Annotated in this window: 11 protein-coding genes; 10 read left to right on the forward strand and 1 reads right to left on the reverse strand. The window is 53.1% G+C overall.

Features of this window, described 5'->3' with window-relative positions:
* The first annotated feature begins 118 nt into the window (after positions 1 to 118).
* Positions 119 to 1681, forward strand: a complete 1563-nt coding sequence (gene ahpF / locus I2D83_RS03150) for an alkyl hydroperoxide reductase subunit F (protein WP_015841856.1) — start codon at positions 119 to 121, stop codon at positions 1679 to 1681.
* 513 nt (positions 1682 to 2194) lie between these two features.
* On the opposite strand, the gene queG is transcribed toward ahpF, so the two are convergent.
* A complete protein-coding gene (gene queG / locus I2D83_RS03155; RefSeq protein WP_205947532.1) occupies positions 2195 to 3334 on the reverse strand; it encodes a tRNA epoxyqueuosine(34) reductase QueG in 1140 nt (379 codons plus the stop codon).
* 263 nt (positions 3335 to 3597) lie between these two features.
* Between queG and I2D83_RS03160 the strand changes: the two genes are divergently transcribed.
* The 9 genes from I2D83_RS03160 (at position 3598) to hflK (ending at position 14353) form a co-directional block, all read left to right on the forward strand.
* Complete coding sequence (locus tag I2D83_RS03160) at positions 3598 to 4386, forward strand: hypothetical protein (protein WP_205947533.1); 789 nt, start codon at positions 3598 to 3600, stop codon at positions 4384 to 4386.
* A 92-nt stretch (positions 4387 to 4478) separates the two neighbouring features.
* Positions 4479 to 6023: a bifunctional ADP-dependent NAD(P)H-hydrate dehydratase/NAD(P)H-hydrate epimerase gene (gene nnr / locus I2D83_RS03165; protein ID WP_205947534.1), complete on the forward strand. Its 1545-nt coding sequence runs from the start codon at positions 4479 to 4481 to the stop codon at positions 6021 to 6023.
* A gap of 37 nt (positions 6024 to 6060) precedes the next feature.
* On the forward strand, positions 6061 to 6543 hold the full coding sequence (gene tsaE, locus I2D83_RS03170) for a tRNA (adenosine(37)-N6)-threonylcarbamoyltransferase complex ATPase subunit type 1 TsaE (protein ID WP_095700697.1): 483 nt from the start codon (positions 6061 to 6063) through the stop codon (positions 6541 to 6543).
* Positions 6540 to 8213, forward strand: a complete 1674-nt coding sequence (gene amiB / locus I2D83_RS03175) for an N-acetylmuramoyl-L-alanine amidase AmiB (protein ID WP_015841851.1) — start codon at positions 6540 to 6542, stop codon at positions 8211 to 8213. The genes tsaE and amiB overlap by 4 nt, the downstream gene beginning before the upstream one ends.
* Positions 8214 to 8264: 51 nt before the next feature.
* Positions 8265 to 10274 carry a DNA mismatch repair endonuclease MutL gene (gene mutL / locus I2D83_RS03180; protein WP_205947535.1) on the forward strand — a complete coding sequence of 670 codons (2010 nt, stop codon included), beginning with the start codon at positions 8265 to 8267 and terminating at the stop codon, positions 10272 to 10274.
* Positions 10267 to 11208, forward strand: a complete 942-nt coding sequence (miaA, locus tag I2D83_RS03185; RefSeq protein WP_181830250.1) for a tRNA (adenosine(37)-N6)-dimethylallyltransferase MiaA — start codon at positions 10267 to 10269, stop codon at positions 11206 to 11208. Before mutL ends, miaA begins: the two co-directional genes overlap by 8 nt.
* A 111-nt stretch (positions 11209 to 11319) precedes the next feature.
* On the forward strand, positions 11320 to 11619 hold the full coding sequence (gene hfq, locus I2D83_RS03190) for an RNA chaperone Hfq (RefSeq protein WP_015841848.1): 300 nt from the start codon (positions 11320 to 11322) through the stop codon (positions 11617 to 11619).
* A gap of 94 nt (positions 11620 to 11713) precedes the next feature.
* Positions 11714 to 12994 (forward strand): ribosome rescue GTPase HflX, encoded by a 1281-nt coding sequence (hflX, locus tag I2D83_RS03195; RefSeq protein WP_015841847.1) that lies wholly within the window; start codon positions 11714 to 11716, stop codon positions 12992 to 12994.
* Positions 12995 to 13090: 96 nt separating this feature from the next.
* Entirely contained in the window at positions 13091 to 14353 is a 1263-nt protein-coding gene (gene hflK, locus I2D83_RS03200; protein ID WP_015841846.1) for an FtsH protease activity modulator HflK, read from the forward strand.
* Positions 14354 to 14356: the final 3 nt, after the last annotated feature.

Raw genomic sequence — 14356 nt, forward strand, 5'->3', positions numbered from 1 at the left:
GGAAAACATAGCGGTTTTTGTCGGGTGCGTTGCACCCGATTTTTCTGGCCCGGTTTTTTGGGGCCAGAACCCTGCACGATTTTGACGTTGTACCCACTTGCCTAATTAAGGACGACCAATGCTCGACAATACGATGAAAGTCCAGTTGAAAGCCTATCTGGAAAAATTAACCAAACCTGTTGAGTTGATTGCGACTCTGGATGACTCCGCGAAATCTGCTGAAGTCAGAACCTTGCTGACTGAAATCGCTGAGCTGTCTGAACGGGTAAGTTTTGTTGAAAAGAATGAGTTAGCAGTACGTAAGCCTTCATTCCTGATTACCAATCCAGGTTCCCAGAGCGGCCCGCGTTTTGCCGGTGCGCCAATGGGACATGAGTTTACCTCCCTGATTCTGGCGTTATTGCAGGTGGGCGGCCATCCGTCGAAAGAAGCGAAAGAATTACTCGATCAAATCCGTAATCTTGACGGTGCGTTCCACTTTGAAACGTATTACTCGCTTTCCTGCCACAACTGCCCGGACGTGGTGCAGGCACTGAATTTAATGGCGGTGCTGAATCCGAATATCACCCATACCGCGATTGACGGTGGTGTGTTTCAGGATGAGATCCAAAGCCGCAATGTCATGGGCGTTCCGACCGTTTTCCTGAACGGCGAACACTTTAGTCAGGGGCGGACGAGCCTCGCAGAGATTGTGACTAAAATCGATACCGGCGCGGGCGCTAAGCAGGTCGAGAAGCTGAACCAGCGTGACGTCTATGACGTGTTAATCATCGGTAGCGGCCCAGCAGGGGCAGCCGCGGCGGTTTATTCGGCGCGTAAAGGTATTCGTACCGGTTTGGTCGGTGAACGTTTTGGCGGTCAGGTATTGGATACGGTTGATATCGAAAACTACATTTCCGTTCCGAAAACGGAAGGTGCCAAACTGGCGACCGCGCTGAAGAGCCATGTTGATGACTACGATGTTGATGTGATCGATGCGCAGAGTGCAGAAGCCCTAATTCCCGGTGGCGAACCCGGCAAGCCGCATCAGGTGATAACCGTATCCGGTGCGACGCTGAAGGCGCGTAGCGTGATTATTGCAACCGGCGCGCGCTGGAGAAACATGAATGTACCCGGCGAAGATCAGTACCGTACGCGTGGCGTAACGTACTGTCCGCACTGTGACGGTCCGCTGTTTAAAGGCAAGCACGTCGCGGTGATTGGCGGCGGGAACTCCGGTGTGGAAGCGGCTATCGATCTGGCTGGCGTGGTGAAACATGTCACGCTGCTTGAGTTTGCACCGGAACTGAAAGCGGATTCGGTATTGCAGGACAAAGTGCGTAGCCTGCCGAACGTTGACATCATTCTGAATGCGCAAACCACAGAAGTGAAAGGCGATGGACAGAAGGTCACGGGGCTGAGCTACAAAGATCGTATTACCGATACGGTGCACGATTTAGCGCTGGAAGGGATCTTCGTGCAGATTGGCCTGCTGCCTAACACCCACTGGCTGGAAGGGACGGTAGCCAGAAACCGCATCGGTGAAATTGAGATCGATGCCAAATGCGAAACCAGCGTGAAAGGGGTCTTTGCTGCCGGCGACTGTACGACCGTGCCGTACAAGCAAATCATCATTGCGACGGGTGAAGGTGCAAAAGCGTCCCTGAGCGCCTTTGACTACCTGATTAGAACTCGTGCGTAATATCGGCCTATGGGAGAGGGACGCATCTGCCTCTCTCCTGCTGCTTTGACGATGACCTTTACTTTCCGCGCGGCGATGTCTCAAAAGAGGCGTCGCCGCGTTTTTTCGCCTCAAAATTTTCCTTTCGATCGTAAAAATTAGATCTCAGCCCTTGCCAAGGGACAATAAGAAATTCATAATGCTGGCCGCTCTGTGCTATTGCACGTTTTTGCTGTCTACACAGCATTGTATTTCGAGCGTTGGCGTTACCTCAATCCACACCATTTTTTATCAGTTAATACAAAAAATCATATTCTTCTTAACAGACTTATCCACAGGCTGTTCGTTGGTTATTTAGTAATCACGCTATGTTGTTGATAAAATACTGTAGGGTATCTTATTGATATCTATTTATAAATTTTACTTATAAAATATTATAACGATCGCTTGTACTTTTTGTGACAGTTGATTGGCAACGGTTTTTTTATTTATTCACAGCGCGTGCGACAAACTAATGACAACGGTTTGAGCGACTCACGCATCGCGCGGTAATCCTTTCTCGACTGCACGAATAAGTCGTTTTTTCTGTGTAGAATGGACGTCAATTTCCAGCGATGCGCGGCGTTCCAACTGCTGGCGAATCGCCCAGTGGATATGTTCATCCAACAGTTCGCTTTCACCCAGACGGGTTTGCAGTGCCAGCACGATACTATCCTGATAGGGAGCATTCCCCAGCGCGACGGCAATATTGCGTAGCCAGCGGAGATGACCGATACGCCGGATCGGTGACCCTTCCGTAATTCGCAGAAATTTCTCTTCATTCCAGCCGAATAGCGTCAGCAGCTCCGGCGTGTGCAGCGCGGCACGCGGGCTGAAATCAGCCTCGTCGGTGAGCTGTGAAAACCGATTCCACGGGCAAATAAGCTGACAGTCGTCGCAGCCATAGATGCGATTGCCCATTAGCGGACGGAATTCTTCAGGAATCGGACCTTCCAATTCAATGGTCAGATAGGAAATACAGCGGCGGGCATCGACGGTATACGGTGCGACAATCGCACCTGTTGGGCAGGTGGTCATGCAGGCGACACAGCGGCCGCACTGTTCTTCTTGTGGTCGATCGACGGGCAGAGGTAAATCGATCAGCAGTTCACCGAGAAAGAACCAGGAACCCGCTTCTCTGTTCAGGATTAGTGAGTGTTTACCAACCCAGCCCAGCCCGGCTTTCGCAGCCAAAGGGCGCTCCATAATGGGCGCGGAATCGACAAAGGGACGGAAATTCAATTCACCGCAGTATTCCTGGATCTGATCGCCGAGTTTTTTCAGCCGCTGGCGTAATAGCTTGTGGTAATCGCGGCCCAGCGCATAGCGGCTAACGTAGCCGAGTTCCGGGTTTTTTAAGGTGCTGGCGAACGCGGCTTTGGCGGGCAGATAATTCATACGAACGCTAATGACGCGCAGTGTGCCGGGTAGCAGCTCATGCGGACGTGCCCGCAGCATGCCATGACGCGCCATCCAGTCCATTTCTCCGTGGTATTGCTTATCCAGCCAGTCTTGAAGCCGAGGCTCTTCTGCGGACAAATCGGTGTCGCAGATACCGACCTGCTGGAACCCTAATTCCTGTCCCCATTGTTTGATGTGTTGCGCTAATTCATTGAGATCGTAGGGGTATGACATGGGGAACCGTAAAAATGTACTGTATTGTCTCGATTTTATCACAAAGTCCCGGTATCACCGTGGAACAGAAGAAAGCTGTCGATAAAAAGTACAGATAAAGTTTTTGAGACTGCCGTCGATATTTTAAAAATAGCATCGCACCAATTATAAAACTCTGGGGGCTCTACATGGAAATGGCACCATTGTCCTTTTATCGCACCACGATTCACGGCTTGGATCTCAGCATTGATGTTAATCAACGGCAGGCTGCACAGCTGGTTAACGTGGATAAATCGGCGATGACCCTTGATGTTGAACAGATACAAATTAGTCAGGAAGGGCGGAAACAGTTACAAGACGATATTATATCGCAACCGGCCCACCGTTTTTTCTCCTCTGATATCGACAATGCATTGTCACAGGCGCTAGCCGATCAGCCCGAGCAGGTGTCTCAGGCGGTTTACCGTATCATCGATGAAAATCTTATGAATAGCTCAGCGTTGAATGGAGAACAGCGTCAAGCCTCGTTAGCGCTGGGGCTTTCTCAGGCTGCTTATCTGGCTGAACACTATATCAATGACGAGCAGAAACAATCCTTTCTGGATGCGATGAAACAAATCGCCGCAATTTCGCAGACGCGGACGACGGACGAAAAAGGCAATGTCTCTTATTACAATCCTCCTTCATACATACCCGGAACGACGGAATATAAGGTGGACTGGAGTGCGATTATGAAAGAGAAAGAGCCGGAGAAATATGAGAAGTATCGGGAAGCGCTCGAATCCGGTGATGCTGTAAAAGGGTTAGAGGAATTTATAAGCTTCGTCAGCACTGCCGCCATTAAACATCCTGACTGGGGACGTGAGTATCAGAACAACGCTGCCCGACAGGTTAACGAGCTGAAGCAAGCAGAAATAAGCAATCCATTTGCGGATATTGATTTGTCCACCCCATCTGGCTTTATGTCGGGCGCGCTTGAGGTATTAAAAAACGCTTTTAATGAACCAACGCTGCAATACGCGGTAAAGCGGATCGACCAGTTCTTTGCCTCGCTGCCTGATATTTCTCGCTAATACACCTTGATCATCTGCCCGTTCTCTCTGGCGAAGCGGGACAGACCTTGCTAACTTGAAATGCATGTTCCATGCCGTTGATGGAGAACAACATGCATCACGCCACTGAGCCTTATCGGCTCGATACGGCAGAAACCACATTGCCTGATTCGGTGTTTTACGCCGAGTGGCTACGCCATGAAGAAGCCAGGGCAGCCGCCGAATCAGGGATTTCGCTGTGGGCGCTCATGCAGCGTGCGGGAGACGCCGCATTTCAGGTGGCGCGCCAATGCTACCCCTCTGCTCGACGCTGGCGAGTTCTGGCCGGACACGGCAACAATGGTGGCGATGGATATGTGGTCGCCAGTTTGGCCATGGCGGCGGGCATTGACGTGGATGTTGTTGCCTGTGCCAGCGATAAGCCATTGCCCGATGACGCTCGCCTTGCCCGCCAGCGCTGGCTGGAGCAGGGCGGGCGTGTTCAGGATGTGAATGCGCAGGATGCTGATTCGCCGTGGCCAGAAGGGATCGATCTCATCGTTGATGGCCTGCTCGGCACCGGGCTTTCCGCTGCTCCGCGTGCACCCTATGCTGCGTTAATCACGCAGGCAAATGCTTATCCCGCCCCTATCGTTTCACTGGATATTCCCTCTGGATTACATGCCGAAACCGGCGCTTGTGCTGGCGTTGCGATCTGCGCGGCGCAGACGGTGACGTTTATCGCGCTGAAACCGGGCTTACTGACTGGCCGTGCTCGTGAACAGGTTGGGAAATTACATTACCACTCGCTAGGCTTACAGACATGGCTGGATGACCAAACCGCACCGATACGGCGACTGACTGCGGCGCAGCTTGCCAAATGGTTGTCTCCTCGACCAGCCGGACAACATAAAGGCGATAACGGTAGGCTGCTGGTGGTGGGCGGCAACACTGGCCTGGGTGGCGCGGTATTGATGGCCGCCGATGCGGCGTTACACAGCGGCGCAGGCTTAGTGCGAGTACTTACTCACAAACAGTATCAATCGGCGTTTCTCACGGCCCGGCCTGAGTTAATGGTGCAGGAGCTGACGACAGATACCTTGCGTCAGGGGCTGGAATGGGCGGATGTCGTCGTGATTGGGCCCGGTCTAGGACAGGATGAATGGGGTAAAAGCGCGCTGCGTCTGGCAGAAAATTGTAACAAACCCATGTTATGGGATGCGGATGCGCTTAACCTGCTGGCAATCAATCCGCATAAGCGGCAGAATCGCGTGCTGACACCTCACCCCGGCGAGGCTGCACGTTTACTGAATTGCCGTGTCTCTGATATTGAAAGTGATCGCTTACTTGCGGTGACACGGTTGGTAAAACGCTATGGTGGCGTTGTTGTGTTAAAAGGGGCGGGAACGGTGATTGCCAGCGAGCGAGACGAGATTGCCATTGCTGATGTAGGAAACCCAGGCATGGCGACAGGTGGCATGGGAGATGTGCTGTCAGGTATTGTCGGCGGTTTGCTGGCACAAAAGCTCTCGCTGTATGATGCGGCTTGTGCCGGGTGTGTTGTACACGGTGCGGCGGCCGATTGGTTGGCGGCACGACGCGGGACCCGAGGTATGCTGGCAACCGATTTACTGCCGGTGCTGTTTCGATATGTTAATCCCGAGCGGATGTGTTTATAGCCGATGTTTTTAGGACTTATGTTTTTAGAACAATAGAATGAAAAAAATAGTCTTACTTCTGCCGGATGAGGCAGCCACTATCTCATTAGGCACGGCGCTGGCGAAAGCCTGTGACGGCGCTTGTGTTATCCACCTTTATGGCGATCTTGGCGCGGGGAAAACGACGTTTAGTCGTGGATTCCTACAGGCGCGCGGTCATCAGGGCAATGTCAAAAGCCCCACTTATACGCTGGTAGAGCCTTATGCGTTATCGCCGCTGGCTGTCTACCACTTTGATCTCTATCGACTGGCCGACCCGGAAGAGTTGGAGTTTATGGGGATCCGTGATTATTTGACGCAGGACGCCATTTGTCTGATTGAATGGCCGCAACAGGGCGCAGGCGTGCTGCCCGATGCGGATATCGAACTGCATCTGCGCTATCAGGATCAAGGCCGACAGGCTGAACTGTCCGCGGTCTCTGCGGCAGGAGACGCAATGTTACAACGTTTTTCTCTTCAGCCAGGAACAACAGAATCATGATGAGTCGTATGGTTACGCTGTTCATCGGCGTATGGCTGTTGCTGGCAGGGGCGGCGTGGGCAGCGAATCTGTCGGACATTAAGGTAGACAATGCCTCAGGTCAGGCCACGGTGCGCCTGAGTTTTAGCGGTCAGCCTATTTATGCTTTTTTCCCTCTAAGTAACCCTGCCAGAGTGGTCATTGATATTCGTCAGACCGGCGTCATTCAAGGCCTGCCGTTGGATTTCAGCGGGCAAAACCTGATTAAGCGTGTGCGTACCAGCAATGCGCAGGATGCACAAAGCCTGCGTTTGGTGCTGGATTTGACTCAGGCGGCCAAAACGCGAGCGGTGACGCAAAAAGAAGGATCGGGCTACGTTGTGGTTTTCACCATCACCGGTGATAAAGCGAAAACGGTACCAGTCTCAGCGCCTCCGGCTTCGCGGCAGCAAAATAGCGCACCGGCAGAGCCCGCCAAAAATCCGTTTACCAATAAACCTACCGTGGTCGTTAGTAGCAGTTCGTCATCGACTACCCGTGCGCCGGTTCGGCAGGGGAATGAACGTGTTGTTGTGGCGATTGATGCCGGTCACGGCGGGCAGGATCCTGGGGCGATTGGCCCGAACGGTCTGAGGGAGAAAAATGTCACCATTTCTATCGCCCGTAAGCTACAAGCCTTACTGAATAGCGACCCAGCCTTTAAAGGTGTGCTGACGCGCGACGGCGACTACTTTATTTCCGTCATGGGACGTTCGGACGTGGCGCGCAAGCAGGGGGCGAACCTGTTAGTGTCGATTCACGCGGATGCCGCGCCGAATCGTAATGCCAAAGGTGCCTCCGTTTGGGTGCTGTCCAACCGCCGTGCGAACAGCGAAATGGCAAACTGGCTGGAACAGCACGAGAAACAGTCTGAACTGTTGGGCGGCGCGGGCGATCTGTTAGCGAACAGCAGCGCCGATCCTTACCTCAGTCAGGCGGTACTGGATCTGCAATTTGGTCACTCCCAGCGTGTGGGATATGACGTGGCGACGAAAGTACTGCGCGAACTCCAGCGTGTCGGCGGGCTGCATAAACGACGCCCTGAGCACGCCAGTTTAGGGGTATTGCGTTCGCCGGATATTCCTTCTCTGCTGGTGGAAACCGGATTTATCAGTAACGTTGCAGAAGAGCGACTGCTGGGCAGTAACGATTATCAGGAAAAAATCGCCAACGCGATTTATCAGGGGCTGAGGGGGTACTTCCAAACGCACCCGATGCAATCCCTCCCAAAGCAGGAAAGCCGCCCACTACAGTCGGCGGCAAGTGATACTGCAACGTCGAGTGGTAACGTCAGCACAGCAAAAGCAAGTGCGGGCAGCACGCGTCATACCGTTGCGCGTGGCGAAACACTTTCTTCCATTGCGCGGCGTTATGGCGTCAGCCTCGCAGCCATGCGTGATGTGAATAAGCTGAATAAGGATATCGTCTGGGTTGGACAGCGCCTGAATATTCCGGCGACAGGGACGAAACAGACGGCATCAACCCCAGCGCCCAAAAAGGCAGCGCCAGTGAAGCATAAGGTCGTAAAGGGTGATAGCCTGAGTGCGATCGCTGCCCGTTACGGTGTCAGCATGAAAGATATCCAACAGGCGAATAATATGCGTTCCGGCACGGTACAACTGGGGCAAACGCTGATTATTCCGTCCGCCTGATGCTTCATGCTGACGATGTCGAGAGATTGAGGATTGTAAGAGGGATACGCCATGCCGATTCAGGTGTTGCCACCGCAGTTGGCTAACCAGATTGCCGCCGGAGAAGTGGTTGAGCGTCCGGCTTCGGTCGTGAAGGAGCTGGTGGAAAACAGTCTGGATGCAGGGGCAACCCGGATTGATATCGACATCGAGCGCGGTGGGGCGAAGCTGATTCGTATCCGTGATAACGGCTCGGGCATCGGAAAGGATGAGTTAACGCTGGCGCTGGCGCGCCATGCGACCAGCAAAATTGCGACGCTCGACGATCTGGAAGCGATCGTCAGCATGGGCTTTCGTGGCGAAGCGCTGGCGAGTATCAGTTCTGTCTCCCGCTTAACCCTGACATCACGCACCGCTGAACAATCCGAAGCCTGGCAAGCCTACGCCGAAGGGCGCGACATGGCGGTGACGGTCAAGCCTGCCGCCCATCCTGTTGGCACTACGCTGGAAGTGCTGGATCTGTTTTATAACACGCCCGCCCGCCGCAAATTCATGCGTACCGAGAAAACCGAATTCACGCATATTGATGAGGTGGTGCGCCGCATTGCGCTGGCGCGTTTCGATGTCGCGATTACGCTGCATCATAACGGTAAGCTGATACGACAATATCGTGCGGCACCGGATAAAAGTCAGTATGAACGCCGTTTAGGCAACATCTGCGGGGCGACCTTCCTGCAACATGCGCTGGCGGTCTCCTGGCAGCATGGCGATCTCACCATTCATGGTTGGGTGGCCGATCCGGTTGGCGCTAAACAGCTGCCGGATATGCAGTATTGCTACGTGAACCAGCGCATGATGCGCGACCGGCTCATCAATCACGCTATCCGACAGGCTTATCAGGATCAGCTTAGCGACGATCAGCAGCCCGCCTATGTATTGTATCTGGAGATCGACCCGCATCAGGTGGATGTCAATGTGCATCCCGCCAAGCATGAGGTGCGGTTCCATCAGGCGCGTCTGGTGCATGATTTTATCTATCAGGCGGTGATGTCCGTTTTGCAACAGGCATCCACGCCGGGACTCGGCATGACATCGCCGGAGACTGGGAAGCCCGTGCAATGGCAGCAGGAAAATCGTCCTGCTGCTGGCGAAAACCATTTTGCCCAGCCGCCGCGTACCGATAACTCCCCATCGTATGGCGGGAAAACGCCGCGCGCGGGCCATTCTGGCCAGGCGAAAGAATCTACCTATTCCGGCTATCAACCGGAGAATCCGTACCAGAAAAAACAGGGCGATCTGTATAAGGCGTTGCTGCAACCAGCGGATGGCGCGGCAGGTGCGTCAAACCCGTCTGGTGAGCATATTTCTGTACCGGCGAATCGCGTTATGCCGCCAGAGACGGTGGTGCTGCCGACGGCATCACACGATTCCCCCCCAAATCGAATCGCGCCGGATGCTACAACCAGCCGTAACCAGCCACGCGCGCCGATTGAGTCGCCGCTGGAAAGCCAATCGAACGGTTTCGGGCGCGTATTGACGGTTTATCCGCCGTGCTACGCGCTGTTGGAGTACCATAAGGGGCTGGCGATGCTGTCGCTTTCGGTTGCTGAGCGCCATCTGAAGGTGGTGCAGTTGACGCCGTCGGAAGAGGGGCTGCGGGCGCAGCCGTTATTGATTCCGCAACGTCTGACGTTGAGTAAATCTGAGCTGAGCGTGTTGTCTGCGCATCACGCTTTGCTGGCGCGTTTTGGTATTGATGTCTTGGTTGAGTCACAGCGTGCAACGCTGCGTGCTGTACCTTTACCATTGCGCCAACAAAATTTACAAAACTTGATCTCCGAACTGATAGGCTATCTGGCCAACTATCAGACGGTTGAGACACAGCAGGTGGAACCTGGTGAATTAGCATCGTGGATGGCAACGCGATTGCAGAGTGAGCAGGAAAGCTGGAGCCATTCTCAGGCCATACAATTACTGGCGGATGTCGAGCGGCTTTGTCCGCAGTTGGCGAAAGCGCCGCCGTCTGAACTTTTATATATGATGGACATCCATGATGCCATCAAGGCTTTAAAGCATGAGTGATGTAGAAAAAGCGTCGTTGCCGCCTGCCATTTTTATCATGGGGCCAACGGCGTCAGGAAAAACGGCATTGGCAATGGCGTTAAGAGAATATTTGCCAGTAGAGTTGATTAGCGTAGATTCCGCCCTCATTTATAAAGGCATGGATATCGGGACTGCGAAACCGAGTGCGGAAGAGCTGGCATTGGCACCGCATCGGTTAATCGACATTCTCGACCCAGCGGAATCTTATTCTGCGGCCGATTTTCGCCGCGATGCGCTACGTGAGATGGCGGAAATTACCGCCGCCGGGCGCATTCCCCTTCTGGTTGGGGGGACGATGCTGTATTTCAAGGCACTGCTGGAGGGGCTTTCTCCTCTGCCGCCAGCCGATGCTGCCGTGCGCCAGCGCATTGAAGAACAGGCAAAAGAAGTCGGCTGGGAAGCGATGCATCGGCAGCTTAGTGAGATCGATCCGATAGCTGCAATTCGGATTCATCCAAATGATCCGCAGAGACTCTCGCGAGCACTGGAAGTTTTTTTCGTTTCAGGTAACACTTTAACTGAACTGACAAAAACGTCTGGCGACGCGCTGCCCTATCAGGTTCATCAGTTTGCTATCGCCCCGGCGACACGTGAATTGTTGCATCAGCGAATTGAACAGCGTTTTCATCAGATGTTGGCGGCGGATTTTGAGAGAGAAGCCCGGTTATTATTTGCCCGGCAAGACCTTCATACGGATATGCCCTCTATTCGTTGCGTTGGTTATCGCCAGATGTGGTCATATTTATCCGGTGAAATTGATTACGATGAAATGGTTTATCGGGGAATTTGTGCGACGCGTCAGCTAGCGAAGCGCCAAATGACCTGGCTACGCGGTTGGGATGATGTCTGCTGGCTGGATAGCGAAAAACCGACTGAAGCACTGGACAAGGTAATAGAGGTTGTTAGTGCATAGGTTGGGTGATTGTGTACAATCGGTGAGTCTCAGCGTGCAAGTTTTTACACCGTTATTTTAGAGCCGTAGGGCTCTTTGTTACAAACAACATACAAATAAGGAAAATATAGAATGGCTAAGGGGCAATCTTTGCAAGATCCGTTCTTGAACGCTTTGCGTCGTGAACGTGTTCCGGTTTCGATTTATTTGGTGAACGGTATTAAGCTGCAAGGTCAGATCGAATCTTTCGATCAGTTCGTGATTTTGTTGAAAAACACGGTAAGTCAGATGGTTTATAAGCACGCCATCTCTACAGTTGTTCCCTCTCGTCCTGTATCTCACCATAGCAACAATCCAGGCGGCGGCAGCAATTATCACGGTAACAACACGGCGGCTTCGCAGCAGTCGCAGGAAGCTGATGACGCCGAATAAGGCGTATTGTCAATTCACCACGGCGCGGGAGAGCTGGACGCATCGCTCGGCTCCTTCGCTGTGGTGTTTTTTGCTCGTTTAAGAGGTTACTCGCTTGTTTGACCGTTATGAATCAGGTGAACGGGCCATATTAGTTCATATTTTTTTCTCGCAAGATAGAGATACTGACGATCTGCTGGAGTTTGAATCTCTGGTTTCTTCTGCCGGTATTGAATCCTTGCAGGTAGTGACTGGTAGCCGTAAGGCACCTCACCCCAAGTATTTTGTCGGGGAAGGTAAAGCCGAAGAAATTGCTCATGTAGTCAAAGAAACCGGCGCGTTTGTCGTGCTGTTTGATCATGCGCTGACGCCAGCTCAGGAACGTAATCTGGAGCGTTTGTGCGAGTGCCGGGTGATCGATCGTACCGGACTGATTTTAGATATTTTTGCCCAGCGTGCGCGTACTCACGAGGGGAAATTACAGGTAGAACTGGCACAGCTGCGCCACCTTGCGACCCGATTGGTTCGCGGTTGGACGCACCTTGAACGCCAGAAAGGCGGTATTGGTTTGCGTGGCCCGGGTGAAACCCAGCTTGAAACCGACCGTCGTTTATTACGTAACCGTATCACTCAGATACTGTCGCGTCTTGAACGGGTAGAAAAACAGCGTGAACAGGGACGGCGGTCACGGGTTCGCGCCGATGTGCCCACCGTGTCGCTGGTGGGCTATACCAATGCGGGTAAATCCACGCTGTTTAACAAGATTACATCGGCGGGCGTCTATGCCGCCGATCAGTTATTTGCCACACTGGATCCAACATTGCGTCGCATTGAAGTGGATGATGTCGGTGATACAGTGCTGGCGGATACCGTAGGTTTTATCCGGCAGTTGCCCCACGATTTGGTGGCTGCGTTTAAAGCTACATTACAGGAAACACGTCAGGCCTCATTGCTGTTGCACGTTGTTGATGCCGCCGATCCTCGTCTTGACGAGAACATCGAAGCGGTTAATGACGTACTGGCGGAAATCGAGGCGGATGAAATACCTGCGCTGTTGGTAATGAACAAGATTGATATGCTGGATGATTTCGTTCCGCGTATCGATCGCAACGAAGAGAATCTACCGGTACGGGTCTGGCTTTCAGCACAGACTGGTGACGGTATTCCGTTGCTATTTCAGGCATTGACTGAGCGGCTTTCCGGGGAAATCGCACAATATACCTTGCACCTTCCCCCGCAGGCAGGACGCTTGCGTAGTCGTTTTTACCAGCTTCAGGCAATAGAAAAAGAATGGATTGAAGAGGATGGGCAAATTGGTCTGGTTATTCGTATGCCGATTGCTGACTGGCGCCGCCTCTGCAAAAAAGAGCAGGAACTGATGGACTATATTGTCTGATTTGACTGGCAAAAACAGTCTGAACGGTGAAATAGTCTGACGGACTCTGGGATATTGAACCTGAAGAACACCTATCATAAAGAATGGAGCTAAAACATGGCGTGGAATCAGCCCGGTAATAACGGACAAGACCGCGACCCGTGGGGGAGCAGCAGCAATAATGGCGGCAACTCTGGCGGAAATAACAATAAAGGTGGCCGAGATCAGGGGCCGCCGGATCTGGACGACATCTTCCGTAAACTGAGCAAAAAACTCAGCGATCTGGGTGGCGGAAAAGGTTCTGGCTCAAGCAACAGCGGAAATTCTGGCGGCCCAGCTCTGGGTGGTCGGATCGTCGGTATCGCTGCCGTCGCTGCGGTTGTCATTTGGGCTGCTACGGGTTTCTATACCATTAAAGAAGCGGAACGCGGTGTCGTAACGCGCTTTGGTAAATTTAGCCATTTGGTTGGGCCTGGTCTTAACTGGAAACCGACCTTCATCGACTCTGTTCGCGCAGTGAACGTTGAGTCGGTGCGTGAACTGGCGACGTCGGGCGTGATGTTGACGTCAGACGAGAACGTCGTGCGCGTTGAAATGAACGTGCAGTATCGTGTCACGCAGCCAGAACAATATCTGTTCAGCGTAACCAATGCGGATGACAGCCTGCGTCAGGCCACTGACAGTGCGCTGCGCGGCGTTATTGGTAAGTACACGATGGACAAAATTTTGACAGAAGGCCGTACCATTGTGCGTACGGATACCCAGCGTGTACTGGAAGAAACCGTTCGTCCGTACAACATGGGTGTCACGCTGCTGGACGTCAACTTCCAGACCGCGCGTCCGCCGGAGGAAGTGAAAGCCGCGTTTGATGATGCGATTGCCGCACGTGAAAACGAACAGCAATATATTCGTGAAGCGGAAGCTTACGCGAACGAAGTGCAGCCGCGTGCTAACGGTCAGGCTCAGCGTATTCTGGAAGAGTCTCGCGCTTACAAAACCCGTACCGTTCTGGAAGCTCAGGGTGAAGTTGCCCGTTTCGCCAGAGTTTTACCGGAATATAAAGCCGCGCCGGAAATCACCCGCGAGCGTCTGTATATCGAAACGATGGAACGCGTGCTGAGCCATACCCGCAAAGTGCTGGTCAATGACAAGGGGGGCAACCTGATGGTGCTGCCGTTGGATCAGATGCTGCGTGGACAAGGCGGTGAAAATACGCAAAGCAACAGCAATAACAGCAGCGCTAGCCCACTGCGTCTGCCCACTGGCAGCAGCGGTGCAGCGAATAGCAACCAGACGCGCAGCAGTAACAATGGAAATATCATGGATCAGCGCAGAGCAAATGCGCAGCGTGATGACTTCACTCGAGTAGGGAGAGAATAATCG

Origin of the sequence: Pectobacterium aroidearum (assembly GCF_015689195.1) — a bacterium.
GTDB classification, from domain to species: Bacteria; Pseudomonadota; Gammaproteobacteria; order Enterobacterales; family Enterobacteriaceae; genus Pectobacterium; species Pectobacterium aroidearum.